23 protein-coding genes are annotated in these 24,274 nt (G+C 67.3%); 8 read left to right on the top strand and 15 right to left on the bottom strand.

Going from position 1 to position 24,274, the window contains the following annotated elements; genetic code table 11:
* The first annotated feature begins 142 nt into the window (after positions 1 to 142).
* Positions 143 to 790 carry a dolichyl-phosphate hexose transferase gene (locus RJT68_RS16395; protein WP_407040396.1) on the top strand — a complete coding sequence of 216 codons (648 nt, stop codon included), beginning with the start codon at positions 143 to 145 and terminating at the stop codon, positions 788 to 790.
* A 193-nt stretch (positions 791 to 983) separates the two neighbouring features.
* Here RJT68_RS16395 and RJT68_RS16390 read toward each other — a convergent pair whose 3' ends face one another.
* The 5 genes from RJT68_RS16390 to RJT68_RS16370 all read right to left on the bottom strand — a co-directional run bounded on the left by RJT68_RS16390 (position 984) and on the right by RJT68_RS16370 (position 7,978).
* On the bottom strand, positions 984 to 3,242 hold the full coding sequence (locus tag RJT68_RS16390) for an ArnT family glycosyltransferase (protein ID WP_407037606.1): 2,259 nt from the start codon (positions 3,240 to 3,242) through the stop codon (positions 984 to 986).
* A gap of 15 nt (positions 3,243 to 3,257) precedes the next feature.
* On the bottom strand, positions 3,258 to 4,394 hold the full coding sequence (locus tag RJT68_RS16385) for an extracellular solute-binding protein (RefSeq protein WP_407037605.1): 1,137 nt from the start codon (positions 4,392 to 4,394) through the stop codon (positions 3,258 to 3,260).
* 31 nt (positions 4,395 to 4,425) lie between these two features.
* On the bottom strand, positions 4,426 to 5,586 hold the full coding sequence (locus RJT68_RS16380; RefSeq protein ID WP_407037604.1) for an alpha-1 4-glucan-protein synthase: 1,161 nt from the start codon (positions 5,584 to 5,586) through the stop codon (positions 4,426 to 4,428).
* A gap of 63 nt (positions 5,587 to 5,649) precedes the next feature.
* Entirely contained in the window at positions 5,650 to 6,888 is a 1,239-nt protein-coding gene (locus RJT68_RS16375; RefSeq protein WP_407037603.1) for a lysylphosphatidylglycerol synthase transmembrane domain-containing protein, read from the bottom strand.
* 160 nt (positions 6,889 to 7,048) lie between these two features.
* Complete coding sequence (locus RJT68_RS16370; protein ID WP_407037602.1) at positions 7,049 to 7,978, bottom strand: NAD-dependent epimerase/dehydratase family protein; 930 nt, start codon at positions 7,976 to 7,978, stop codon at positions 7,049 to 7,051.
* A gap of 315 nt (positions 7,979 to 8,293) precedes the next feature.
* Between RJT68_RS16370 and thsB the strand changes: the two genes are divergently transcribed.
* Complete coding sequence (thsB, locus tag RJT68_RS16365) at positions 8,294 to 9,961, top strand: thermosome subunit beta (protein ID WP_407037601.1); 1,668 nt, start codon at positions 8,294 to 8,296, stop codon at positions 9,959 to 9,961.
* A 449-nt stretch (positions 9,962 to 10,410) separates the two neighbouring features.
* Here thsB and RJT68_RS16360 read toward each other — a convergent pair whose 3' ends face one another.
* Positions 10,411 to 11,610, bottom strand: a complete 1,200-nt coding sequence (locus tag RJT68_RS16360; RefSeq protein ID WP_407037600.1) for an iron-containing alcohol dehydrogenase family protein — start codon at positions 11,608 to 11,610, stop codon at positions 10,411 to 10,413.
* A 160-nt stretch (positions 11,611 to 11,770) separates the two neighbouring features.
* Here RJT68_RS16360 and RJT68_RS16355 point away from each other — a divergent pair, with 160 nt between their 5' ends.
* Positions 11,771 to 11,911 carry a hypothetical protein gene (locus RJT68_RS16355; protein ID WP_407037599.1) on the top strand — a complete coding sequence of 47 codons (141 nt, stop codon included), beginning with the start codon at positions 11,771 to 11,773 and terminating at the stop codon, positions 11,909 to 11,911.
* Positions 11,912 to 12,084: 173 nt separating this feature from the next.
* Here RJT68_RS16355 and lrp read toward each other — a convergent pair whose 3' ends face one another.
* Positions 12,085 to 12,543, bottom strand: a complete 459-nt coding sequence (lrp, locus tag RJT68_RS16350) for an HTH-type transcriptional regulator Lrp (protein WP_407037598.1) — start codon at positions 12,541 to 12,543, stop codon at positions 12,085 to 12,087.
* A gap of 126 nt (positions 12,544 to 12,669) precedes the next feature.
* On the opposite strand from lrp, the gene glnA reads away from it, so the two are divergent.
* On the top strand, positions 12,670 to 14,025 hold the full coding sequence (glnA, locus tag RJT68_RS16345) for a type I glutamate--ammonia ligase (RefSeq protein ID WP_407037597.1): 1,356 nt from the start codon (positions 12,670 to 12,672) through the stop codon (positions 14,023 to 14,025).
* Between the two features lie 328 nt (positions 14,026 to 14,353).
* On the opposite strand, the gene RJT68_RS16340 is transcribed toward glnA, so the two are convergent.
* The gene (locus RJT68_RS16340; protein WP_407037596.1) at positions 14,354 to 15,736 is read right to left on the bottom strand and encodes a YihY/virulence factor BrkB family protein; all 1,383 of its coding nucleotides are present in this window, start codon (positions 15,734 to 15,736) and stop codon (positions 14,354 to 14,356) included.
* Between the two features lie 104 nt (positions 15,737 to 15,840).
* On the opposite strand from RJT68_RS16340, the gene RJT68_RS16335 reads away from it, so the two are divergent.
* Positions 15,841 to 16,044, top strand: a complete 204-nt coding sequence (locus RJT68_RS16335) for a hypothetical protein (RefSeq protein ID WP_407037595.1) — start codon at positions 15,841 to 15,843, stop codon at positions 16,042 to 16,044.
* A gap of 58 nt (positions 16,045 to 16,102) precedes the next feature.
* Here RJT68_RS16335 and RJT68_RS16330 read toward each other — a convergent pair whose 3' ends face one another.
* A complete protein-coding gene (locus RJT68_RS16330) occupies positions 16,103 to 16,933 on the bottom strand; it encodes an IS5 family transposase (RefSeq protein WP_407037594.1) in 831 nt (276 codons plus the stop codon).
* Between the two features lie 83 nt (positions 16,934 to 17,016).
* On the bottom strand, positions 17,017 to 18,144 hold the full coding sequence (locus RJT68_RS16325; protein ID WP_407040395.1) for a tRNA (guanine(26)-N(2))-dimethyltransferase: 1,128 nt from the start codon (positions 18,142 to 18,144) through the stop codon (positions 17,017 to 17,019).
* A 165-nt stretch (positions 18,145 to 18,309) separates the two neighbouring features.
* Between RJT68_RS16325 and RJT68_RS16320 the strand changes: the two genes are divergently transcribed.
* Positions 18,310 to 18,666 (top strand): hypothetical protein, encoded by a 357-nt coding sequence (locus RJT68_RS16320; RefSeq protein ID WP_407037593.1) that lies wholly within the window; start codon positions 18,310 to 18,312, stop codon positions 18,664 to 18,666.
* A 73-nt stretch (positions 18,667 to 18,739) separates the two neighbouring features.
* Complete coding sequence (locus RJT68_RS16315) at positions 18,740 to 19,840, top strand: hypothetical protein (RefSeq protein ID WP_407037592.1); 1,101 nt, start codon at positions 18,740 to 18,742, stop codon at positions 19,838 to 19,840.
* 36 nt (positions 19,841 to 19,876) lie between these two features.
* Here RJT68_RS16315 and RJT68_RS16310 read toward each other — a convergent pair whose 3' ends face one another.
* Positions 19,877 to 20,659 (bottom strand): SDR family NAD(P)-dependent oxidoreductase, encoded by a 783-nt coding sequence (locus tag RJT68_RS16310; RefSeq protein ID WP_407037591.1) that lies wholly within the window; start codon positions 20,657 to 20,659, stop codon positions 19,877 to 19,879.
* Between the two features lie 135 nt (positions 20,660 to 20,794).
* Between RJT68_RS16310 and RJT68_RS16305 the strand changes: the two genes are divergently transcribed.
* Positions 20,795 to 21,805 (top strand): aldo/keto reductase, encoded by a 1,011-nt coding sequence (locus RJT68_RS16305; RefSeq protein ID WP_407037590.1) that lies wholly within the window; start codon positions 20,795 to 20,797, stop codon positions 21,803 to 21,805.
* Between the two features lie 118 nt (positions 21,806 to 21,923).
* Here the strand turns inward: RJT68_RS16305 and hisH are convergent, their stop codons facing one another.
* The 4 genes from hisH to RJT68_RS16285 all read right to left on the bottom strand — a co-directional run bounded on the left by hisH (position 21,924) and on the right by RJT68_RS16285 (position 24,173).
* Positions 21,924 to 22,592, bottom strand: a complete 669-nt coding sequence (gene hisH, locus RJT68_RS16300) for an imidazole glycerol phosphate synthase subunit HisH (RefSeq protein ID WP_407037589.1) — start codon at positions 22,590 to 22,592, stop codon at positions 21,924 to 21,926.
* A gap of 102 nt (positions 22,593 to 22,694) precedes the next feature.
* Positions 22,695 to 23,306: a uracil-DNA glycosylase gene (locus RJT68_RS16295; RefSeq protein WP_407037588.1), complete on the bottom strand. Its 612-nt coding sequence runs from the start codon at positions 23,304 to 23,306 to the stop codon at positions 22,695 to 22,697.
* An 81-nt stretch (positions 23,307 to 23,387) separates the two neighbouring features.
* Positions 23,388 to 23,975 carry an endonuclease dU gene (locus RJT68_RS16290; protein ID WP_407037587.1) on the bottom strand — a complete coding sequence of 196 codons (588 nt, stop codon included), beginning with the start codon at positions 23,973 to 23,975 and terminating at the stop codon, positions 23,388 to 23,390.
* A 24-nt stretch (positions 23,976 to 23,999) separates the two neighbouring features.
* Entirely contained in the window at positions 24,000 to 24,173 is a 174-nt protein-coding gene (locus RJT68_RS16285) for a DUF5786 family protein (protein ID WP_407037586.1), read from the bottom strand.
* Positions 24,174 to 24,274: the final 101 nt, after the last annotated feature.

Here is a 24,274-nt window from a genome sequence, read left to right as displayed (position 1 = left end):
GCAAACCTAAAAGTATAAGTGCGGCGGGTCGAGAGTACCGCCAATGAGCGAGGTCGATCGAACCGAAACGCCGGACGAAACGGACGGTGCCGACGAATCGGGCGCGGACGAGCCGTACACCTTCGACGACGTGAGCGTCGTTATGGGCACCTACAACGAGGAGGAGGCCATCGGCAAGGTCCTCTCGGATATCGAGGAAGTGACCGACGGCAGAGCGGAGGTCGTCTGCGTCGACGGCTCCTCGGATCGCACGCCCGAGATCGCCCGGGAGCGCGGCGCGACGGTGATCGAGCAGCGCCCGCAGGGCTACGGCGTCGCCGTCAAGGCCGCCATCCTCGAGCCGGACCGCCCGATCGTCGTCACCACCGACTGCGACGACACCTACCCGATGGAGCAACTCCCCGAGTTCCTCGACCTGATCAACGAGGGCTACGACGTCGTCAGCGGCGATCGCCTCTACCACGGCGCGGAAGCGATGCCGGGGTTCAACCGGTTCGGCAACCACGCCTTCGCCGCCATCGCGAGCGTCTTCATGGGCACGCGCGTCCACGACACCACCACCGGCATGCGCGCCTACCGCCGCGAGGTCGTCGAGTCGATCGAGTGGACGGAGAACACCGGTCTCTCGGCCGAACTCCTGATCCGCCCGCTGATGCGCGGCTACGCCGTCCGCGAACACCCCATCGAGTACCGCGAGCGCGCCGGCGAGACGAAGCTCGACCCCATTCAGGGCGGGGCCGCCATCGCCAAATCGATCGTCAAAGTCTGCCTCGAGGAACGCTTCCGGTAGGCGACGACCGGTCGAACTGCCACCGATCGCGATCCGAGCGACACGAGAAGACCCCGCCGGTTTTTCGAATTCGAGTCGAACGAGCGGTGTGTCGGCTATCCCCACCCCCGCGGGTGCGAGGTCGATCGACACGCCCCCGAGTTCGCCACCGAACGTGGATGCGGCGGAAGCTGCCCGCCCGACGCGTTCCGTACTAGGAATCGCGTTCCTCGCCCGCTTCGACCGCATCGAGCCGCGTTTCGAAGGAGACGCCATCGAAGTACAGGTCCGGTTCGCCGGGGATGTACCTATCACCGTCTCCGCAGTGAGTGACGAGGGTGCAGACGGACCGTTCGGGCGGCCAGATCACCTCGAGTCGAGCGTCGTCACCGTCACCGCCGGTCGATCGAACCGCCGCCTCCTGCTGGTAGGTGAGCGACGAACCGTCGGACTGGACGAGCGTCACCGAGAGGTGGACGTCGTCGACCCCCTCGAGGCCGACCGTCGCGTCTCCGTCGGGGCCCTCCGTATCTCCGGCGTCGGTGGTCACGTTCGTCAGCGCCGCCCGACCGTCCTCGATTCGCCAGTCGACGTCGACCTCGTCGCCCGATTCGGCCACGACGTACGTGTCGTGGCTCGCGCGCTCCCCGGACCCGGTCTCGATCTCGAGGCGCAACTCGTCGACGTTCGAGGGGACCCCGACGGTCGTCCGGCTTTCGAACGCCTCGCCCTCTCGCACCGAGAGCTCCTCGAGCGTCGGCGTCACGTGGTCGTCGGGCGAGGGCGTCCAGTCGCCGTGGTAGGCGTACCGGTACGGGGTCCGATCGGGGTAGGCGTCGAGTACCTCGAAGTCCCGCTCCGGGACGCCGTCGAGGGCGTAGACCACCTCGCCGTCGAGGCCGGGATCGTTCCGAAGCGGTTGGAAGGGGTGGTTCTGCCAGCCGCCGTACGGCGTTGGTAGAAAGACGAGCGCGTCCTCGAGGTCGCGTTCCTCGAAGGGCTCGTACGCCTCCTCGAACTTGTCGGTGTAGGCGGCGTTACGCTCGAGCGGAGTCGAGACGACGGTGGCGTTGACAGCGCCGACGACGAGGACGCTCGAGACGAGGACGGCGAGGGCGATTCGGCGAGCCGTTTCCCTCGAGGTTCGGTCGGCGAGTCGGTCGTGGAGTCGACCAGCGCGGAGCCACCGCCAGCCCGTAACGAGGGCGAATCCGGCGAAGATCGACAGCGGCGCGAGGGTGTCGAAGTGGTAGAAGGGCCCGAAGTGTGAGAGCAAGCCGTTCGTGGGGTCGTCCATCGTCGCAAGCACGTTCCGGTTCCCCCAGAAGGCGAGGTTTCCGAGGGGGACCGTGACCAGGGTTCCGGCGAGAACGAGGCCGGCGGTTCGGCCGTGATCGTCTCCGTCCCCGCGGATTCCGCTCGGGATCCAGCGCCGTAGCGCGAGCGCGAGGCCGCTCAGCGCCGCGATCATCCCGATCGGACCCGCGGTGAACCACCGGGTCGCGTAGTACCAGAGCACGTAACCGTTCGCCTCGAGGGCGACCTCGAGCGTGTACTCCATCGAGTGGCCCTCGATTTCCCGGTAGCCGAAGCCGGGTCCGTCGAGCGGAGCGAACGCCTCGTAGGGGAACAACAGCGGCGATCCGGTGACGCGGGCGTTGTACGCGAGCGTTAGTCCGACGAACGCCGAGCCGAGGGCGGCCGTCGCCGCGTTCCGCCGAATCGAACCGGGGACGGGGCGTCGGACCGCTGCCGTTCCCCCTCGTCGGAGGGAACGGCCCACCGTCCAGAGCGCGTGCGCGATGAACGGTGCTGCGAACAGCACGGCCGTGTAGGGGCGGGCAAAGAATGCGAGCCCGGTCGCGACGCCGGCCCCGGCGGCGCTCGGGAGGTGGGCGTCCCTCACGCCTCGAAGGTACAAGACGGCGAACAGCAGGTTCAGTAACGTCGTCGGCGCGTAGGGGAGGAACACCGACGAGGTGAGCAGCGCGAACGGCGAGGCGGCGAACACGGTAGCGGCGACGAGGCCGACCCGTCGGTCGAAGATCATCGAGGCGAGGACGTACACGAGGGCGACGTTCCCCGCCGCAATCGCAGCCAGGGCCACCCGCGGTTCGCCGACCAGCGCCATCGCGACGGCGAACATCGCCGCAGGAACCGGCGTGTACTTCGGGTACAGGCGCCCGCCGTCGTCGACGAAAAACCAGGGTCGGAAGGCGTCGGCCAACTCGCCCGCGCGAATCTCGAGTTGCCCCTCGAGCAGCATGGCCGCCTGGGTGAGGTACACGCCCTCGTCGTCGTTGATCGAGTGGTAGGGAAAGACCTCCGCGGCGACGAAGAAGACGACGACGCCGGTGAGCACCGACAGGAGGAGGGCGAGCCGCGGCTCGCGGTCGGTGGGGACGGAGAAGCGCCGCCTCAGGCGGCCGAAAATGCGGGTTCGTCGACCGTTCGGATCGCTGGCGGATGACACGAAAATACTGTGGATTCAGATGTCGACGCCGACCTCGCGCATGAGGTCGACCGTCTCCTCGACGTCGGCGAGCTGGCTCGGGTCGACGTCGGGAACGTCGAGTTCGTCGATCGGGGGCAGTCCGCCGACCGGTTCGACGCCCTCGATGACGGGGTACTCGAACGTTTCGACGGCGAAGTACTCCTGGGCCTCCGCCGAGAGGAGGTGTTTGACGAAGTTTTCGGCGAGTTCGGGGTCGTTGGCTTCGTCGATGACGGCCGCACCGGCGGTGTCGATCGTCGCGCCGGCGTCGCCGTCGGTGAAATGGGTCTCGAGCGGCGTGTCGGGGGAGCCCTCGAGGACGCGCTGGATGTAGTAGTGGTTGGTAAAGCCTGCGTCGATCTCGCCGTCGGCGACCGCTTCCGTGACGGCTAACTCGTTACCGTAACTCTCGACGCCGGCGTCGAGGAGGTTCTCCAGCCACTCTCTGGTGTACTCGTCTCCCTCGAGGATCCGCATCGCGGTGATGAAGCCCTGGCAGGACCCGTAGGAGGGTGCCCACCCGAGGGCTCCGTCGAAGTCGGTCGCGTAGGCGCCGATCGAGTCCGGCATCTCGTCTTCGGAGTACGCGTCCGTGTTGAACGGAATCGTGCGTGCGCGACCAGAGGTGCCGACCCAATTTTCCGTGTAGAACGTGTCGTTCTCGACCAAGTCGAGCGTGTCGCTCGAGAGCGACTGCGTCCGGCCCTCGTTCGCGAGCGTTCCGAGCGCACCGGCGTCGACGGTGAAGAAGACGTCCGCGGGCGTCCCCGATCCCTCGGTGAGGATCGTGTTGACGAGGTCCGACGACGAACCGTAGTTCGGTTCGACGGAGAAGTCGTCGTAGATCGTCTGGAGGTCGTCGAGGAGCTGTCCGACGAGGAACTCGTTTCGCCCGGAGTAGATCGTGAGTTCGCCCTCGAGTTCGGGGAGCTCTGACATCGGCGTCCCGCCCGGCTCGGGGCGCCCCTCCCGGCCCGAACCGATCTGGCCCAGTACCGTGTCGTCGTCCCTCCCGTCGTCCTCGTCGCTTCCACCGATCAACCCGTTGCACCCGGCCAGTCCAGCGGTCCCCACCGCTGCCGAGCAGGCGAGGAACGCCCGGCGGCCCGTCGTGGTATTTCGTCGCGTCATGTGTTTTAGGCTTACCTAAATGTACTTATAATCACCGGTTCGGCGCGGCCAGCACGGCTCGCTCGAGCTTGTCGAGGCACTCGAGCCAGTCGAGCATGTGCTCGCCGACGGAGGTGAAGAAGTCGCCGTTGTTGTACTCGGACCAGTCGCCCTCGGCGAGTTCGAACGCCATCGCCTCGAAGACGGCCGCGTAGGAGTCGGCGTCGTCGCCGATGTCGTCCACGACCCGCCAGAGGTGTTCGTTGAGCTCGAGCCCGGGCACCTCGTTGTTCAGGTCGTCGAATGTGCTCCGGGGAGCCTTGTTGTGCTCACAGAGCGGCGCACCGTTGTAGATCTGTTTCCCGAGGACGTCGCAGGCGCGCTTGAGGAAGACGCCGCTCCAGATATCGTCGAACCGGCCGACGTCCCACTCGTTGTCGTCCATCGGGAGCTGGTAGAACGCGGGAATCACCTCGCGGCGGAACGCGAGGTTCATCGAGCAGACGGTGAGGTAGTCGCCCTCGGCGGCGACGAAGTCGCCGTCGAAGTCGTCCTCGGTGGTTCGGGTCTGGGCCTGCCCCTCGAGGTCGCCGTCCATGAGGATCCGCACGGCGTCGAGGTCGGGGACGTTCGTCCACAGCCCCTGGGAGGCGACGATCTGTCCGCGCTCGATTTCCGTCGTGGCGGTCTCGACGGTCTCGCCCATCGCCGAGTAGGGGTACCCGCGCGGGTAGAGGCCGTGCTCGTCGGCGTTCTGGTAGAGAACGTTCACCCACCGCTCGTCCGAGGACACTTCCTCGATCTTCCCTTCGAACGCGAGATTCTCCATGTGCGTTCCGAAGAAGTCCTCGTCGTCGTGCGGGAGGGTGTCGTCGTCGATGAAGAAGCCGTACTCGAACTCGTCGTTCGCCCACATGTAGAGCAGCCCGAAACTCGTCTCGGCGTGGCTCGCCGCCGGGACGACGTGTCCGTACTCCTCGATTCCCTGGGTCTCGTACCACTCCTCCCGGCGAGTGCCGTCGAAGACCTCTCCGGAGACCCCCTCCTCCGCCAGCATCGCTTCCATCTCGTCGGTGTCACAGAAGTCCTCGGTGACGAGGACGACGTGCAGCCGCGAGAGGTCGAATCCGTACTCGCGAGCGTTCTCGAAGTACGCCCGCATGCACTCGTACTCGCGAATCGTCGGAACGACGACACATATATCGTGACTCATGTCCGTTGTGCATTGGATTTTAGGCCAACCTAAAAAATGTGCCGATACGCCCCGTCACCCTCCTCAGTCGGATCCGGGTTCGGGTTCCGCCGTGGCGGCCCCCCTCGAGGCAGCCGCGGCCGACCGGCCGTCGTCGGCCGCTCGCGAGAGCGACACCTCAAGCGAGGCGACCGCCCCGCACCCGCCGACGAGCGTCACCGCGTTCTTCAGCGCGTGGTCGACGATGGCGGCGGCCAGCGCGGTGCTCGCGCCCACGGGCGTCAGGCCGACCACCAGGGCCGTGAACGCGGCCTCGTAGAGGCCGAGTCCGCCCTGGGACAGCGGCAACACTTTCGCCAGATTACCGACGCTCACCGCCAGGGTCCCGACGGCTAGCAACTGCCCCGGCGCGAGGCCGCTGTCGAGCGCTGCGAGGACGAACATCGCGGTCAGGACGTCGAGCGCCCAGACGACGAGGCTCCCAGCGCCGATGGCGACGATCGCCCGCGGGTTCCGGGCGACGACCTGCACGTCGCGCCAGAACCCGAGCGCGGCGTCGACCCCGGCGCGGAGCCGCGGATACCCGGCGACGCGCGTCCGGAGGTCCGGTCCAATCCCCGCCCGCCAACTCGAGTGCGTCGTCGCGACGATCGCGCCCGCGACGGCGACCGTGGCGACGCTCACGCCGCCGGCGGCCAGCAGTGCGGTGCGCGCGCCGCTCGCCTCGCCGGCGATCTCCAGCGGGCCGCCGTACCCGCCGACGGCGAGGCCGGCAATGGCGACGCCCGCGAACAGGGCGATGGTGAGCAGGTCGAACACGCGCTCGACGGCGAGCGACGCGAACCCGGCGGGGTAGGGCACGTCGCGGCGGACGTTCAACGCGTACGCGCGAACGGCGTCGCCGGCCCGCGCCGGCAGCGCGAGGTTCGCCGTTTGGCTGAGGAAGACGACGTTCGTGAGAAAACCCGTCCCGTGACGGTGGCCCATCGCGGCGAGCACGTCGCCGTACCGACGGCCCCTGAGCGGCCAGGAGGCGGCGTAGACGCCGACGGCGAGGGCGAGGAGCATCGGGTCGGCCCTCGAGACGTCCGCGGCGACGGCGCCGACGTCGATCTCCCGCAGCGCGACCAGCAATCCGAGACCCAGGAGGACCGTCCCGGCGATCGTCACCCGCCGACGCGTGAGTCGAGCGCGAATTCCGTCAGCCGACCGCGCCCCGTCGCTCGCGGCCGTCAATCGCGCGCCGCCGCTCGCGTCCGTTCGAGGCGATTCGTGCCGACTCGAGGCGCGATCGGACGGTCGTTCGACCTCCGGGTCGTTCATGCTCGTGTACTGGCGAACGCAGATATTTAAGTCCACCTAAAACTAGAGCGACCGGCTGCGACCGCCGCTCTGGAGTCGACTTTCAATCCTGGGAAAATTCACCCGCCGCGGATCGTATCGGTCGGTGCGTCGAGACGGCGGGCGCGATTTCTCGCGTCGCTCAGCGCAGTTCCGCGAGGAGTTCGCGCGTCGCCCGCCGCACCGCGTCGTCGCTCGAGAGCGAGGGCTCCCAGCCGAGCGCGGACAGCTTTTCGATCGAGAGGCGCATCTTCGGCACGTCGCCGGTCCAGCCGCGTTCGCCCCCGGTGTACTCGAACTCGGGATCGAGGTCCATCTCGTCTGCGACGATGGCGGCGATCCGGTCGACCGAGGTCGTCGTCCGGGTGCCAAGGTTGAACGTGTTCATCGACCCCTCCGCGCGGTCGATCGCGTGGAAGATGGCGTCGAGACAGTCATCGACGTGGAGGTAGGACTTCTCCTGGCGGCCGTCGCCGAGGATCGTGAGCGTCTCCGGATCGGCGCGCAATTTCTCGATGAAGTCCGGGATGACGGCCCCGCGAAGCCCCGGCCCCACGACGTTCGCGAAGCGGAAGTTCCACACCGTCAGGTCGTGGCTGTGGGCGCGCGCGGAGAGCAACCCCTCGTCGGCCAGCTTGCTCGCCCCGTAGGCGCTGATCGGCTCGAGGGGCGCGTAATCCTCGGGAGTCGGGCGGGGGGCCTCCCCGTACACCGTCGACGAGGATGTGTAGGCGATCTCCGTGACGTCGGCGTCGGCCATCGCCTCGAGGAGGTTCCGGGTCATCCTGGTGTTGTCCTCGAACTGGGCGTGGGGACGGTCGGTGTTCACGTGCTTCGACGCCGCGAGGTGGAAGACGAGGTCGACGCCCTCGAGGAGGCCGTCGAGCGCGTCGGGGTCGGTGAGGTCGGCCTCGACGAAGCGCGCACCGTCCGGGACTCGGTCGCGGCTCCCGTTCGAGCAGTCGTCCGCGACCGTCACCGACGCGCCGTCGGCGAGCAGTCGGCCGACGAGGTGGCCGCCGATGAAGCCGGCCCCGCCCGTTACGAGGACGCGGTCCGCTGTGATCGTCATGTGCGCCGATTTACGGTCGGCAAGTTAACGGTTCTGTTCCGACCCGCCCCGTCGACGGCCGACCGCCGCCGGTCGATCGCCGTTCCCTCCCGCGTTCGCCGGATGGAGACCGACCGTGGGCGCATTCGACATATATAAAGGAAGGGGTTCGGGGAGCCCATCCTCCTGATCGACGAGGTCGGCTCGATTCCGTCGGTCCACACGACCGGGTCGCATTGGTGCGATTTACCGTGGTCCGTGCGCTCCGGTCGAACCGACGGGCCGGATCGATATAAAAAAAGTTATATAGAATCACAATCAATCCTTCAGCTGATTATGAGCCAGCGAATGCAGCAGGGACAGCCGATGATCGTGATGAGCGAGGACTCCCAGCGCGTCAAGGACCGCGACGCGCAGGACTACAACATCCGCGCGGCCCGCGCGGTCGCCGAGGCCGTACGCTCCACGCTCGGTCCGAAGGGGATGGACAAGATGCTCGTCGACTCGATGGGATCGGTCACCATCACCAACGACGGGGTGACCATCCTCAAGGAGATGGACATCGACAACCCCACGGCCGAGATGATCATCGAGGTCGCGGAGACACAGGAGGACGAGGCCGGCGACGGCACCACGACGGCCGTCGCGATCGCGGGTGAACTCCTCAAGAACGCCGAGGACCTCCTCGAGCAGGAGATCCACCCGACGGCCACCATCAAGGGCTTCCACATGGCCGCGGAACAGGCCCGCGAGGAGATCGACGACATCGCGACGGAAATCGACACCGACGACGAGGAACTCCTGCGCAAGACCGCCGAGACGTCGATGACCGGCAAAGGCGCCGAGGTCAACAAGGAACACCTCTCACAGCTCATCGTCGACGCCGTCGGTAGCGTCACCGTCGAGAACGACGACGGCGAGAACGTCGTCGACCTCGAGTTCCTCAACATCGAGACCCAGACCGGCCGCGGCGCCGGCGAGTCCGAGCTCCTCGAGGGCGGCATCGTGGACAAGGACCCCGTCCACGACAACATGCCCACCGAGGCGACGGACGCCTCCATCCTGCTGCTGAACGACCCGATCGAGGTCGAGGAGACCGACATCGACACCGAGGTTTCGGTCACCGACCCCGGCCAGCTCCAGCAGTTCCTCGACCGCGAGGAGAAACAGCTCAAGGACAAGGTCGACCACATCGCCTCCCTCGGCGTCGACGTCGTCTTCTGCCAGAAGGGCATCGACGACCTCGCCCAGCACTACCTCGCCAAGGAGGGCATCCTCGCCGTCCGCCGCGCGAAGAAGAGCGACCTCGAGTTCCTCAAGGAGGTCGTCGGCGCGAACATCGTCTCCGACCTCGAGAGCGCCGAAGCGGACGACCTCGGCTTCGGCGACGTCACCCGCGACGACGAGGACGAGCTGTTCTACGTCGAGGGCGAGGGGGCCCACGGCGTCACGCTCCTGCTGCGCGGCTCGACCGACCACGTCGTCGACGAACTCGAGCGCGGCGTCCAGGACGCCCTCGACGTCGTCGCCCAGACCGTCTCCGACGGCCGCGTGCTCGCCGGCGGCGGCGCGATCGAGATCGAACTCGCCTCGCGCCTGCGCGACTACGCCGATTCCGTCTCCGGCCGCGAGCAGCTCGCCGTCGAGGCGTTCGCCGACGCCGTCGAACTCGTCCCGCGCGTCCTCGCGGAGAACACCGGGCTCGACCCCATCGACACGCTGGTTGACCTCCGCTCCGCCCACGACGACGGCCAGGTCCACGCCGGCCTGAACGCCTGGACCGGCGACGTCGAGGACACCTTCGAGGCGGGCATCGTCGAACCCGCCCACGCGAAGGAGCAGGCCGTCACCTCCGCCTCCGAAGCCGCCAACCTCGTCCTCAAGATCGACGACATCATCGCCGCCGGCGACCTCTCCACCGATGGCGACGACGAGATGGACGACATGGGCGGCATGGGCGGAATGGGCGGCGGCATGGGAGGCGGAATGGGCGGCATGATGTAAACCGACCTTTTGCTCTGCGGGTGCGCTTCGCGCACCCTCGGCAAAAGCTCGACCAAAAGCACTCCTCGCTCCCTCCGGTCGCTCGTCGGCCCGAGCACTCCGGACTCACGGGCTTCGCCCGTTCGCCGTCCGTGCTCGGTGAACGGCGTCGCTCGGGTTCTCCGAACCGCTCGCTCGCCGACAGGTGACCCTGAACGGCTTTTCGGCCGTCGGTGAGGGACGGCGAGGAACCGCTCGACCGCCTTCGATCGAGCCAGTCCAGAGGACACGACTTCCGTCGATCACCAACGTACGCTCCTGCTCACCGATTTTCGCTTCGATCGTTTCGTTTTCGCTCGAGTCGCCCCGTTCCACCCTCCCTCGAATCCCGATACCCATCCGCCGCTCACGGTCGGTGGGTGACGTCGAAGAGAGCTACGAAGAGGGACCGCGTTCGGATCCGCGTACGCCTACAGCACGGATTCGTACTCGAGGTCGCCGTCGAACGCCCGCTCGAGGATCGCCCCGAGGTCCTCGGCGTCCGTCTGTCGGGGATTCCCGACGAGCGAGCCGTCGCTCAGTCCCTGCGCGGCGAGGTCGGGAATCGCGTCACGGTCGGCGTCGACGCCCTCGAGGGTGCGCGGGATGTCGACGTCGTCGCAGAGGCGCCGGACCGCGCGGACCGCCTTGTACCCCTCGAGGCGTGCGGGCGCGGAACGGTCGACCGACTCGCCGAGGGCCTCGGCGACGTCGACCAGTTCCTCGGGCACCTGCAGGAGGTTGTACTCCATCGCGTAGGGGAGCAAGACGGCGTTGGCGAGGCCGTGGGGGACGCGGAACGCCGCGCCGACCTGGTGAGAGAGCGCGTGGACGGCGCCGAGACCGGCCCCGTTGAACGCCGTACCGGCCTGGTTGCTCGCCTTCGCCATCGCCGTTAGCGCCTCCCGGTCGGATCCGCGCCTGTCGACGGCTCGCGGGAGGAACGTTCCGATCTTCTCGATCGAGTCGAGCGCCAGCGCCGAGGTCTGGCTCTGGCGGTGGATCGAAACGTAGGCTTCGATCGCGTGCGTTAGCGCGTCCATCCCGGTGGCGGCCGCGATGGGCGCCGGCACGCTCTCGGTCAGCGACGGGTCGACGATCGAGAGGTCCGCCAGCAGGTGCGGATCGCCGATCGAGTACTTCACGTCGTCCTCCTCGTTCCGGATGACGCTCCAGTTCGTGACCTCGCTGCCGGTCCCCGCCGTCGTCGGGAGGATGGCGAGTGGCGGCGTCGGGTTCGGAACCTCGTTCAATCCCGCGTAGTCGAAGATCGACCCCTCGTTGGTCGTCATCGCAGCGGCCGCCTTCGCCGTGTCGATCGACGACCCGCCGCCGACGGCGACCATCACGTCCGCGGCGGTCGACTCGAACCGCTCAGCGGCCGTCTCGACGACCGTCCCGGTCGGGTCCGGAACCGTTTCGTCGAAGAGTTCGTACTCGATTCCCGCCTCCTCGAGCGATTCGAGGACGGGATCGAGGACGCCCGCCCCCCGAACCCCCTCGTCCGTGACGAGTAACGCCCGGTCGGGGCTCCCCTCGAGGCCGCGGATCTGTCTTCCCGTCGCCTGTGCCGCTCCCCACCCGAAGACGTTTCGGGGCGGGACGAACCAGCGTTCGATGTGTGCGCTCATGGATGACTGTCGCCGACGGGCGTCTCCGCCCGCGTCGGTGGGTGAACTTCAAACGGGTTGAATATAAAAACGGGTGGCTAGCGAACGACCCCGAAGCGAATGCTGCGACGGGGAGTCGGGCAAGCCGCGCACCTATTGGTGGTGACGGCGTATCGACACTATGACGTATCAGACGACGGTCGGCTGGTCGGTGTTCACGTCAGGCATCGTGACGCTACTGCTCAAACTGTTGCCCGGCGACTCGCTGTGGTGGGGTCTCGGCCTGCTGGTGCTCGGATTGGCGTTGCTGTACGTTCGGTGACCGAGGGGAGGTTCGGAATCGGCCACGTGCACGCCGGTCGGGTCGACGCCGCTCGAGTGACGATCAGCCGATACGTCAGTGTCGGTTACAGATTCGCCGGTCGTCGAGTTCCGGTACGCCGTCGCTCGGGTGGAACGAACCGGAAGGCAGTCGATACGAGAACGCGAAACGAGTTAGTCGTCGACCTCGAGTTCGAACTGCTCGTTCTCGGTGACGGCGTTGAGGACGACGCTCGTGTTGGAGGCCTTGATATCCGGATCGGTGAGCAACTGCTTGATCTGGTCGTTCATGCCGTCGGTGTCTTTGAACTTGCCGATGGCGATCACGTCGTAGTCGCCCGTGACCTCGTAAACGCTGGTCATCTGGCGGTGTTCCTTGAGCGTGTCCGTGATGTCGGGGAGGGCGTTCCCCTCGACTTTCAACTGGATGACCGCCGTGACGTCGTAGCCGACAGCGTCGTAGTTGACCCGGGGTGTGTAGCCCTCGATCACGCCCTCCTCTTCCAGGTCCGAAAGGTGGTTCGAGACGGTCGTTACCGAAACGTCCAGTTCTTCCGCCAGGCTTCGTAGACTCGCCCGGCCGTCCCCGAGGAGTGCATTCACCAACTTTGCATCGAGATTTTCGTACGTCATCACGTCCAACCACTCGCCGCACCCATTAGAACTTTACGAATATCCAATTCCATATGGGAAGGGGAAGATTTGCACGATACAGTAGGGTTTTAGTACTAGGGATACTCGGATAGCCCGACGAGAAAGATGACAAGCGGAAACCTCACCGCGGCAGAGCAGGACGTACTGGACGAGATCGAGGAGAAGGGCGTCGACTTCCTTCGCCTGCAGTTCACCGACATCCTCGGGCTGGTGAAGAACGTCTCGATCCCCGCTCGTCAGGCGGAGAAAGCCTTCACCGAGGGCATCTACTTCGACGGCTCCTCGATCGAGGGCTTCGTCCGCATCCAGGAGTCGGACATGCGCCTCGTTCCGGACCCCGACACGTTCGCCGTCCTTCCGTGGCGCAACGACGAAAACGGCGCCGCCGCCCGAATGATCTGCGACGTCGTCGACACCTCGACCGGCGAGCCGTTCGAGGGCGACCCGCGCTACGTCCTCAAGCGAGCCCTCGAGCGCGCCGACGAGATGGGCTACACGGTCAACGCCGCCCCCGAACCCGAGTTCTTCCTGTTTCAGGAGGACGAGGAGGGCCGCGCCACGACCGAGACCAACGACGCCGGCGGCTACTTCGACCTCGCGCCGAAGGACCTCGCGAGCGACGTCCGCCGCGACATCATCTACGGCTTAGAGGACATGGGCTTCGAGGTCGAAGCCAGCCACCACGAGGTCGCCGAGGGCCAACACGAGATCAACTTCACCTACGACGACGCCCTCGCGACGGCGGACAACGTCGCCACCTTCCGCACGGTCGTCCGCGCCATCGCCGCCGAACACGGCCTCCACGCGACGTTCATGCCCAAGCCGATCCCGAAGATCAACGGCTCCGGCATGCACACCCACATCTCGCTGATGGACGAAGACGGCGAGAACGCGTTCCACGACGACGACGACGAGTTCAACCTCTCCGAGACGGCCAAGTCGTTCACCGCCGGCATCCTCGAGCACGCCCCCGCGATCACCGCCGTCGCCAACCCGACGGTCAACAGCTACAAGCGCCTGGTTCCCGGCTACGAGGCGCCTGTCTACGTCGCCTGGTCCGATCGCAACCGCTCGGCGCTCATCCGCAAGCCGGCCGCCCGCGTCCCGGCCGCCTCGCGCATCGAACTGCGCTCGCCCGACCCGTCCTGTAACCCCTACCTCGCGCTCGCGGTCATGATCCACGCCGGTCTCGACGGTATCGAGCAGGACCTCGAGTGCCCCGACCCGGTCCGCGAGAACATCTACGAGTTCGACGAGGAGAAGCGCGAGGAGTACGGGATCGACACGCTGCCGTCGAACCTCGGCGACGCCGTCGATGCGCTCCAGGAGGACGAGGCGATCTTCGCGGCCCTCGGCGAGCACGTCGGTTCCAAGTTCGTCGAAGCCAAGGAACAGGAGTTCCAGGAGTACCTCATCGACGTCTCCGAGTGGGAACTCGACCGGTACCTCGAGACCTTCTGATCGGGTATGCGGTGCGTGACTCTCGATCCCCGGTCGGTCCCGACCGGTAGCTGATTCGCAACTGACCGTCTCAGACGTCCGCACGAACCACCTACTCTGCCGTCGGACCGGTTCCGCTTCGACCGCTTCCCGCGGCTTTTCGTTTCGCTCCTCCCCCTGCTCTTTGCTTACATCATTGCCTCCAGTCGATCCTTCGTACCGACCGGCGTCGAGCGACCGGCCGGGTGCGGGCGGGACGCAGCTGTCGAGCAGGGTGAGAACGATCGCACGGACGGTGGGCGGGCCAAACGGGAGGTCGGTCGACTCGAGACGGGCTGGACGGAGCGGTTCAGGACCGTCGCTCGCCGATCGCGTTGCGGAGTCGTCCGGGGAGGCCGAGCAGCGAGATGCCGGCGCCGAACAGCACCATCAGCACGTAGACGCCGAGCGTCGAGGTCCAGACGACGAGCATCGCGGCCACGGCCGCCCAGGCCGAGTCGGCGAGGAAGTAGAAGGCGGCGACGGTCATCGCCGTCCCGTAGAGCAAGACGAGGTACGGGCCCCAGCCGGTCGCGTGGCCGCGCCGGACGCGCCGGCGGACGTACCGCTTGAGGTCGGCCTCGAGCGACGGTTTGTCGACGGTTCGGTCCTCGACGTCGGCTTCGAACGACTCGAGTCGATCCCGGAGGCGTTCGATCTCCTCGCGGAGGACCTCGGGGTCGTCGGCGCGGTCTCGCGTGCGCGAACTCGTGGCGGCGGTGGTGTCGGCGCTCGCGGCGGTGTCCGCGTTCGTCGTGGCGTCCGCGCCGGCGGTGGTTTCGGCGCGCTCGTCCGCGCCCGTCCCCGAGCCCTCGCGGTTTCCGGCCGGTCCCTCGTCTCGACCCGTGGCGTCGTCGGTCATCGCTCCTATCGCAAACTGTCGCGCGCCGGGACTTTGTAGCTGCCGATCCATGTCACGCCCAGCGATGACGGCGTTGAGAGTCGCGCCGAGCAGGATGACAAGCGAGGCGACGTAGAGCCACGCGAGCACGAGCAGGACGGCACCGAGCGCGCCGTAGAAGACGTAGTCGCCGGCGAACGTCGCGTACAGCGCGAACGCGCGGCTGAGCGCGAACCAGCCGACGGCGGCGACGAGCGTGCCGGGAAGCGCCTCGCGAACGTCGATCTCCGGGCCCGGGAAGACGGTGTACAGCGGGAGGAAGACGACGACGAGGCCGAGCAAGACGAATACGGGGCCGAGCACCGTGACGCCGGGGATCGGTGCGACGACGATCACCGTCTCGAAAACCGCCAGGATCGCGAGCCCGAGGACGATGGCGGTGACGACCACCAGGACGTCCCACATGGTGTCGACGAACGACTTCGTCGCCACGGTCCCGTAAATCTCGGAGAACGCCCTGTCGAGGCCCCGGAAGATCCGGCTGCTCCCCCACAGCAGGCCCAGGATCCCGACGACGGTCGCCCCGCGGCGCCCGGAGTTGTCGCCGATGGCCTCGACGATCAGTTCCTGGGCCGTCGGCGTGAGGAGCTCGTCGGCCGAGGCCGTCAACTGGGCCGCGATCAGTTCCTCCCCAACGGTCGCCGTCGCGAGCGCCACCGTCAGCAACCCGAGCGGCACGAGCGAGACGAACCCGTAGTATGCGACGGCGGCCGACAGCAGCGTCACCTGCTCGAGGACGACCACCCGCTTGACGCGGCGAGCCACCCGGAAGCTGGGATGTCGGTCGATCACGGTCGGTGATTCGTGGCGCCGCGTCAAATATGGGACCGGAGTTACGGCCGCCGGCCGACCTCCTCGAACCGTCGGTATTTCTCCCCCTGCGTCGAACGGAACGTATGGAGCACCGACGCTGTCCGGACTGCGGCGTCACGATGGAACCAGTTCCCGTTCGCGACGGTGAGAGCATGCGCCTGTCCATCGCGACCGGGGCTCGAGACGGTCTGCTGGGGAAACTGGGGCTGAAACGCAGGGCGAGGCTGCAGGGAGTCTGCTGTCCGGAGTGTCGACTGGTTCGGCTGTACGCTGAGGAAGCGGAGTAGGTGCGACGGGAGCGGACGGACCGATCGGCTGTGTTGAATCGCCATACTGCGTTGGATTTCACTGGTTGACGGCTCGCTTGATGTTATAGACGACACACATCAAGGCGATTTCACGGAACTCTCGATACCAGGTACGCGCTCGCACGGCATAGCCGAGCGAGCGCTTGACAGCTGAGTTGACGGTTTCAGCCATTGACCGCTGAGCGTACCGATCGTCGTCAATGCGGGCGTTGTGTGCGTAATCGTACGGAGCGAAGATCCGGTGTTTGATCAGTGGGCGAATGTCGAGTTCTCGCAGTCGTTCACGGAGTTGTTGCTTGTCATAGCCTTTGTCAGCGGCAAGTGACCGCAGATCGCCCGCATTCCGGCGGACGATCTGCTCGGCAAGGTCTGCATCGCTGCCTTCTAACGTCGTCGAACAGTGGAGATCGAGAACGGCTTGCGTTGCTGTATCGACGAGTTTTGTGACTTTGAGCGTTTGAACGCGGTAATTGGTTCGCTGGCAGTAGTGGCGGCTCGCACGATCACGTTCGTAGAATGTTGCGTCGATAGCAGCGTGTTCGGATGGGTCGTGTAGCTGCGCCGACTGGCGCAGCAACACTCGACAGACGCTCATACTGATCCGGTCGAACGCCTTACACAACGTGGATGGTGAGGGGAGATCGGCCGCGCTGAGGCCGATCTCCCCGGTTATTTGTGGCATCTCCTTGAGCAGGTCAATCGTCATTCGGTAGGACGTATCGAGGTAAATCCGCAGACAGTGCAGGGAAACGCGTGCATAGTCGGCGAATCCGCCGCCACCTTCCGGGGCGGCGGATTCGTCTCCATCACCAGTGACTCTTTGAGCGAGCGGCACAACTTCCCCAATGAAGCGGGAGATTTGGGTCATGGACAACTCGACTCTCCCGCTTCAACTCCTTTGATTTAGCGACCTATCCCGACGCCATCTAGTGATTCAACACAGCCGACCGATCAGTCTCCCCCGAGGCTCGGGGCGGTGGCCTCGCGGATCTCCCCGACGCCCGCGTCCGTCTTGAACGCCGTCCCGCCGTAGTGGGCCCGCGAGGCCTCGAATCCCGCCTCGCGGAGGTCGGCGAGGAAGTCGTCCATCGCGTTGGCCGGCAGGCCCCAGTTCTTGCAGAGCTTGTGCTGGTCGTAGAACGTCGGCTCGTCGAGTTCGGCCTCGAGCGTCTCGAGCAGTTCCCGCCCCGCTTTTGCGGTGTCGAACTCGTCGGGGATACGCTCGCGGACCTCGCTGACGAACTCGCGGTCGCGGTACGGGCCCAGCCAGATCGGTCCGGCGACGAGGATCCGCTCGCCTCCGCAGTTCGGGCAGGACTCGAGGGGGTCCGCGATCAACCCGCGCTCCGCCTCGCGGTACAGGCAGTCCTCGCAGTGGGAGAGGTGGCCCAGTTCCTCGAGTGCGGCGTCGGCCGCGGTGGCCTTGCGGTCGAGTTCGAGGTAGGTTCGGACGTAGTGGCTCGTCGCGTGGGTGAACAGGGGCGTGACGCCGACGTCGAAGCGGGCCGCGCTGCGGCCGAGCGCCGAGAGGAGGATCCGAACGCCCATCTCGGCGTGGTAGTCCGTGTTGCGGGGAACGGCGCCGTAGGAGCGGATGCCGCTGTTGAAGTGGGCGCCACAGAGCGGCGCGGTGTCCGTGGCGGTCACGCAGACGAGATCGCGACACCGCGCGAACGCGGCGTCGGCGAACGGCATCGGCGTTCCGTACGGATCGAGGTCGATCACGTCGAACGCCTCCTCGTGCATCAGGGCGTTGACGTTCCGGTGTTCGACCCGAGCGCGCCCCTCGAGCCCGTTTCGCTCGAGGTTCTCCCGAGCGAGCGAGACCGCCTCCGTCTCGACGTCGGAGCAGGTGACGTCCCAGCCGTCGGCGGCGGCCCGAACTCCGCGCACGCCGCTGGCGGTCATCGCGTCCAGGTAGGACTCCGCTCGGGGCTCGCGCTCGCGAAACGCCCGCAGCGTCGCGATCGTCAGATCCCGGTTCAGCTCCTGGCGCGGGTTGTAGAACACCGGCGCCTCGACGCCCTCGGTCTGTTCGGCGGGCACCTCGAGGTCGACCCCGCCCTCCGTGACGCGCATGCTCCCCAGTCGGCGGGCGGGGGCGAAAAACGGCGTGGTCTCCCGGCCGCGAGCGCCCGTCGCGACGCGGTCGCGGAGCGTCGACGCGAGAACGCCGTCCGCCCCGGTCGATCCCCCGCTCTCCACAACCAAACGGATTTTACAGTCCGCTACAGAGTCACCGACGTGCCCGAACGGAACCCCGTCGAGCGGTGGCAAGCCCGGCTCGAGGAGACGGGGGAGCTGACGCCCGAGATCGTCGGGCGGATCTCCCGGCTCCACGGCGACCGCGGGGTTCGCGCCATCGAGGCCGTCGCCGAGAACCGGGTCAAAGTCTACCGCGACTTCACCATCGTCGTCGGCTACGACGACGAGTACATCGTCGAGGGCCAGGGGTGTACCTGCAAGGACAGCGAGTACAACCTGGATCCGGACGATCCGACCGACCTCTGCTGGCACGCGCTGGCGGTCGCCATCGCCCGCCGGATCGGCCACCTCGATTATCACGACATGTGGTACTCCGACGTTCGGGAATTCCTCTAATTCCTCCACCGTTCGCTTGAGCGTTCTTTCAGGCTCGCCGGTAATCGGGCTTTACGTCCGCTCGAGCCGTTCGATGTACGACATGAACGGCACCGACGCCCAATCCGCCGGCGACTCTGGTCCGAGCGGCCGATCGACGGCTCGCTCGCGGGTGACCCGCAGAGCGCTGCTGGCGGCGTCCGGGAGCGCCCTCGCCGTCGGCGCGACCGGCACCGCGGGCGCCCGTTCGGGCGTCGACGCCCGGCCGGAACTGCCGGTCGACCTCGAGTCGGACGACTCGGACTGCCAGGACGCCACGCTCGAGCCGACGATGGGCCACTGCGAAGGGGCGAGTACGGAGGGATGTTCGGACGAGCATCCGGTGACGCGGGGGCTCCGGAACGCGGTTACAGAGGTCCTCGAGGCCGAGTATCCGACGGTAGGGGCGTTGCTCGAGGACGGGTTCGTTCCCTACTTCGACAAACTCGATTTCGGCGAGGACGGCTGGTCCCACTGGCTGAACCCCGAGTACATCGAGGGCGAGACGATCCTCGACCCAGAGCGGCCGGGGTCGGTGCTGGTCGACAACGAGACGTGGCGGACGATCGGCGTGATGTTCGTCGCCGTGAAATCGGGGAAGCAGGTCGATCCGCCGACGCTCTACGAGGTCGGCGGCGCGGACGGCGAGAGCGATGCGGCGGCCGAGGACGGCGACGGCGAGACGGTCGCCGAGCGAAACGGCGTCATCGGCGCGGAGGACGACCGCGGGGATCACGACCACCGTGACGACCACGGTGAACGCGCCGGTCACGACGACCACGGCGGTCACGGGTCCGAGGGCGATCACCACTCGAGCGGCGATCCGGGCGTGTGTTCACCCTGGCACTACCACGCCGGCCTCCCCGGCCGCCTCGCGTGGTGGACCCACCGGGCCGTCCACGCCGAGGACGCGGACCCGAGTCTCGAGCCTCCCTGCCGAACGCCTTGCATGCTGCACGTCTGGACGGTCCCCCACCCGGAGGGGACCCACGCCCACCACGCGCCGCCGCGGGAGTACCGAGACGACGAGCCCGCGGACGCGGGGTTCGACACGGACGCGACGCCCGGCGAGGACGTGCTCGGCAGCGACGCGGTTCCCGAGGCGGTACTGCCAGCAGAACTCGAGTTGCCGGGGGAGCTCTCGTTCCCCTGGTAGGCGGGCACGGAAGCTCCAATCGACCGGACTTAGAACTTAGAAGACCTGCCACCCGCCGTCGACGTACAGCATTTCGCCGGTCACGTAGCTCGCGTCCTCGCTCGCGAGGTAGAGGTATGCGCCGGCGAGGTCCTCGGGCGTGCCGGCGCGACCCAGCGGCACGGGTTTGAGCAGGTCGTCCGACGCCGCCTTCTCCGTCGCCTCCTCGGTCCACCCCTCGAGGAACTCCGTCGCGATCTGGCCGGGGGCGACCGCGTTCACCCGGATGCCGTGCTCGGCGAGTTCCAGCGCGGAGCCGCGGGTGATCATCCGGACCGCCCCCTTCGAGGAGTCGTACTGGACCTGGTCGAACTGCGCGTGACTCGAGCTGATCGAGGCGGTGTTGACGACGCACCCGGGCTCCCCGCGCTCGATCATGTCGGTCGCCGCCACCTGCGTGCCGAAGTAGGTTCCCCTGGCGTTGACGGCGTGTACGCGGTCGAACTCCTCAGGCTCGAGATCGAGCACCGATCCGCCGACGTACAGCCCCGCGTTGTTGATCATGACGTCGACGCCGCCGAACTCGCGGGCGGCCGCTACAAGCGCCTCGAGCTGGTCGCGGTCGGTCACGTCCGTCTCGACGTACTCGGCGGTGCCGCCCTCGTCCTCGATCAGTTCGTGGGTGGGGACGTCGCCGTCTTTCGGTTCCTCCGCCACGTCCGCGACGAGGACCGACGCGCCCGCCGCGCCGAACCGGCGGGCGACTTCCCGGCCGATGCCGGACGCCGCACCCGTGACGATCACCGTCTCGCCGTCGAAGTTCGCCTCGAGTCGACCCATGGCCGCACCACACGGGCGGCGCACGTAGCTGTTCCGGCGAGGTCGCTCGAGGAGGCCCGACGGGCGTCTCTCGACTCGCCGCGTGGGCTTCCGATTCGTGAACGCTTTTCCACCGACCGACCGTAGCCTCGACGCATGTCAGATCCATCGTCGATCGACCTCGACTTCGTCCCGTTCGGTTCGACGGGTATCCAGACGAGCGAGTTGCAGTTCGGCACGTGGCGCTACGGCAAGGAGACGGAGGCGGGCAACGTCGAAATCGACGAACAGCGCGGGCACGAACTCCTCGACGCCTACGCGGCCGCTGGCGGGCGATTCATCGACACCGCGGACGTCTACGGCGCCGGAAAGGCCGAGCGCTGGATCGGCGACTGGCTCGCCGAGCGCGACCGCGAGCGGTTCACGATCGCCTCGAAGATCTACTGGCAGATCCGCGACGGCGATCCGAACAGCCGGGGGAACAACCGGAAGAACCTCAGCCACCGCCTCGACGCCATCCTCGAGCGGCTCGACACCGACTACGTCGACGTCCTCTACGTCCACCGCTGGGACGACGCGACGCCCACGCGGGAGATGATGCGCACCCTCACACGGTTCGTCGACGAGGGGAAGGTCCACTACCTCGGCGCGTCGACGCTCCGGCCGAACGCCTGGAAGGTCGCCCGCGCCAACGAGATCGCCCGACGGGAGGGGTGGGACCCCTTCACGGTCCTCCAGCCGCGGTACAACCTCGTCGACCGGGAGATCGAGGGCGACTACCTCGAGATGAGCCGCCACTACGGCCTCGCGCTGTGCCCGTGGAGTCCGCTGGGGCAGGGCTTCCTGACCGGCAAGTACAGCCGCGAGGAGGGGCTGACCGGCGAGTCGCGCGCGGCCGAGTCGAGTCGCTTCGAGGAGGCCTACCTCACCGAGGAGAACTTCGACGTTCACGACGTCCTCGACGAGGTCGCAGAGGAGGTCGGCGCGACCCCCGCACAGACCGCCCTGGCGTGGCTCACCCACCGCGACGGCGTCACCGCACCCATCGTCGGCGCGCGGACGGTCGAGCAACTCGAGGAGAACCTCGCGGCGGCACAGATCGATCTCTCGGCCGAGCAGGTCCGGCGGCTCACGGAAGCGAAGCCGTCGCCCTACGCCGGGCTGTAATCGCTGCTCGGCCGGTACCGCGTCGATTGAGGACTCGCTCCGCCACGTGGCACGATCTCGAGTAACCGAGAGGAATCGATTCTCGAGACGGTCTCCCGAGCGGACGACTAGCGTCCGCTCACTCCGTTCGACAGAATTCGACGAAGTTACGCAGAATCCGCAGCCCCGTCTCGCCGCTCTTTTCGGGGTGGAACTGCGTGCCGAAGACGTTACCCGCTTCGTTGGCGACGATCGAGGGGAACTCGACGCCGTAGTCGGTGCTCGCGACGGTCGCGTCCCCGTCGTCGGGCCTCGCGTAGTAGGAGTGGACGAAGTAGGCGTACTCCCCGTCGACCCCCTCGACGAGCGGGTGGCCGCGATCGACGGACAGTTCGTTCCAGCCCATGTGGGGGACCTTCTGGCCCTCGGCGAAGCGGACGTTCGTTCCGGGGATCAGGTCCAGCCCCGTTACGGCGGCGTCGCCGTCGGTCTCGCCCTCTTCGCTCGAGGTGAGCAGCATCTGCATGCCGAGGCAGATGCCGAAGAGGGGTTTGCCCGCCTCGGCGAGCTCGAGGAGGTCCTCGCGGATCGGGTCGGCGTTCTCGACGCCCTCGAGGAAGGCGCCGACGCCGGGGAGGACGACGCCGTCGGCCTCGGCGAACGCCTCGGGATCGTCCGTGATCTCGACCGCGGCGCCCGCGCGCTCTAAGCCGCGGGTGACGCTTCGGAGGTTTCCCAGCCCGTAGTCGACGACGACGACGGAGGCGACCGTCTCCTCGGACTCGGACGTGGGCGTGGCCGTGCTCATACGAATCCCTCGGTTCGGCGCGTTCAAGTGCGTTGTCATTCGCGCAATTGCGGGCCGCAATCGTTCGAGTCCGCGCCAGTGCGGCGCTCGTAATTCGATCGTTCAGAAGCCGTCGAGGCGCGTCTGTCCGCTCCCGCCGCCGTCTACGCCCGCCAGGTCGGCGGCCTTCTCGAGGGCGGCCTCGAACGTCGACTCCTGGCTGCGGTCGTAGAGCGTCGCCGCGGGGTGGACCGAGAGCAGCACGCGGTAGGTTTCCCCGTCGATGCGGACGTCTTCCACCGCCCCCGCCTCCTTCGTCACGGCGACCGACCGCCCGAGGAGGTGCTCGCTCGGCACCTTCCCGAGGGTGACGATCACGTCCGGCTCGAGGCGGGCGATCTCGGTCTCGAGGTAGCCCCGACAGTTCGCGAGTTCCCCCTTCTTCGGGTCGCGGTTCTCGGGGGGTCGACAGCGGACGCAGTTGGTGATCCGGACGGTCTCGCGATCGAGGCCGACCGAACGGAGGGCGTCGTCGAGCACCGTCCCGCTCCGGCCGACGAACGGCTCCCCCTGGGCGTCCTCCTGAGCGCCCGGTCCCTCGCCGACGAAGAGCACGTCCGCGTCTTCGGGCCCGGTGCCGTTGACGATCCGGCTGCGAGACTCGATGAGTTCGAGACACCGCTCGCACGCGGGGACGTGGAGCCCCTCCATCCGTTCTGCGTCGACTTCGTCCATGGTGGTGGCTCGGCCGTGGGCGTACTACCGTTTTCGGGTCCGGACCGCCGACCGGTTGCACCGCCGACCCGCTGCACCGAGTCACTCGTCGCAGTCCGGTCCCGACGAGTCCTCCACGGACCGTCGGTGCGAGTCGGCGGCCCGCGCCGCGAGTCGTGCCACCCTGATCGGCTCCGGACGGCCGCCTTCGGGCGTAAACCCGCGGACGACCTCTCGGGCCTCCTCGTCGCTGATGCCTACGCTGCGTACGTACACCGTCTCGTCGCGGACCGACACCGGCCGCCGCTCGGGGAGCGAGCGGTAGCTCTCGAGGCGATCTTCGAGGTCGTCGCCGGAAAACGCCTCGCGCAGGCCGGCCTCGAGGCCGTCGCTCTCCTCGAAGGTGACCGCGAGGACCGGCCGGCCGGCACTGCGGGCGATGCGGTCCAGCGAGAGCAGGTTGTACCACGCCGGAGCGATAGCGCCGAGGAAGACGTAGCGAACGTCCGGCCGACACGCGTCCTCGAGCAGCGAGCACACCGCGTCTGTCGCGTCGGTTCCGCCGACGGTGCAGGTGGCGAACGCGAGGCCGTCGACGACCCGGTCGGCTCGAACCACCGCGCCCGAGAGCGTGCTCCGGTCGCCGCGGGAGGATTCGGCGACGCCCAGCGCCCGCACCCCGGCTTTCATTCGATGGGAGGCCCCCTCACCGACTCAGTCCTGCTCTTTGATCTCCTTCAGGCGGTCGAGCAACTCGTCGCTCGAGGCGCCGTTCTCGAACTCGATGGTTCCTTCGTGGCTGTTCTCGTCCGTCTCCACCGCGTCGTCGTCGTCAAAATCAGCGTCGATGTCTTGCTGGTCGGATTCGTCGTAGCTCCCGAATCCCATACACGAGGGTATAGGCGTTTGCGGGTCAAAAAACTCGCGGTCAGTCGGTTACCCGCGCCGTACGAGGACGGAGTATCGCGGTGCGTGAACGGCGTCGGACG

It is taken from the genome of Halovalidus salilacus, assembly GCF_031852275.1.
Taxonomy (GTDB): domain Archaea; phylum Halobacteriota; class Halobacteria; order Halobacteriales; family Natrialbaceae; genus Halovalidus; species Halovalidus salilacus.
This window is presented reverse-complemented; position numbering and strand designations above follow the sequence as displayed.

What these genes read in the sequence shown, in the direction of transcription:
- lrp (WP_407037598.1), bottom strand. Translation starts at nt 12,543, where the DNA reads ATGACGTACGAAAATCTCGATGCAAAGTTGGTGAATGCACTCCTCGGG.
- RJT68_RS16295 (WP_407037588.1), bottom strand. Translation starts at nt 23,306, where the DNA reads ATGGACGAAGTCGACGCAGAACGGATGGAGGGGCTCCACGTCCCCGCG.
- RJT68_RS16375 (WP_407037603.1), bottom strand. Translation starts at nt 6,888, where the DNA reads ATGAACGACCCGGAGGTCGAACGACCGTCCGATCGCGCCTCGAGTCGG.
- RJT68_RS16310 (WP_407037591.1), bottom strand. Translation starts at nt 20,659, where the DNA reads ATGGGTCGACTCGAGGCGAACTTCGACGGCGAGACGGTGATCGTCACG.
- RJT68_RS16370 (WP_407037602.1), bottom strand. Translation starts at nt 7,978, where the DNA reads ATGACGATCACAGCGGACCGCGTCCTCGTAACGGGCGGGGCCGGCTTC.
- RJT68_RS16285 (WP_407037586.1), bottom strand. Translation starts at nt 24,173, where the DNA reads ATGGGATTCGGGAGCTACGACGAATCCGACCAGCAAGACATCGACGCT.
- RJT68_RS16335 (WP_407037595.1), top strand. Translation starts at nt 15,841, where the DNA reads ATGGAGCACCGACGCTGTCCGGACTGCGGCGTCACGATGGAACCAGTT.
- hisH (WP_407037589.1), bottom strand. Translation starts at nt 22,592, where the DNA reads ATGAGCACGGCCACGCCCACGTCCGAGTCCGAGGAGACGGTCGCCTCC.
- RJT68_RS16360 (WP_407037600.1), bottom strand. Translation starts at nt 11,610, where the DNA reads ATGAGCGCACACATCGAACGCTGGTTCGTCCCGCCCCGAAACGTCTTC.
- thsB (WP_407037601.1), top strand. Translation starts at nt 8,294, where the DNA reads ATGAGCCAGCGAATGCAGCAGGGACAGCCGATGATCGTGATGAGCGAG.
- RJT68_RS16305 (WP_407037590.1), top strand. Translation starts at nt 20,795, where the DNA reads ATGTCAGATCCATCGTCGATCGACCTCGACTTCGTCCCGTTCGGTTCG.
- RJT68_RS16325 (WP_407040395.1), bottom strand. Translation starts at nt 18,144, where the DNA reads ATGCGCGTCACGGAGGGCGGGGTCGACCTCGAGGTGCCCGCCGAACAG.
- RJT68_RS16380 (WP_407037604.1), bottom strand. Translation starts at nt 5,586, where the DNA reads ATGAGTCACGATATATGTGTCGTCGTTCCGACGATTCGCGAGTACGAG.
- RJT68_RS16290 (WP_407037587.1), bottom strand. Translation starts at nt 23,975, where the DNA reads ATGAAAGCCGGGGTGCGGGCGCTGGGCGTCGCCGAATCCTCCCGCGGC.
- RJT68_RS16385 (WP_407037605.1), bottom strand. Translation starts at nt 4,394, where the DNA reads ATGACGCGACGAAATACCACGACGGGCCGCCGGGCGTTCCTCGCCTGC.
- RJT68_RS16395 (WP_407040396.1), top strand. Translation starts at nt 143, where the DNA reads ATGGGCACCTACAACGAGGAGGAGGCCATCGGCAAGGTCCTCTCGGAT.
- glnA (WP_407037597.1), top strand. Translation starts at nt 12,670, where the DNA reads ATGACAAGCGGAAACCTCACCGCGGCAGAGCAGGACGTACTGGACGAG.
- RJT68_RS16355 (WP_407037599.1), top strand. Translation starts at nt 11,771, where the DNA reads ATGACGTATCAGACGACGGTCGGCTGGTCGGTGTTCACGTCAGGCATC.
- RJT68_RS16315 (WP_407037592.1), top strand. Translation starts at nt 18,740, where the DNA reads ATGTACGACATGAACGGCACCGACGCCCAATCCGCCGGCGACTCTGGT.
- RJT68_RS16330 (WP_407037594.1), bottom strand. Translation starts at nt 16,933, where the DNA reads ATGACCCAAATCTCCCGCTTCATTGGGGAAGTTGTGCCGCTCGCTCAA.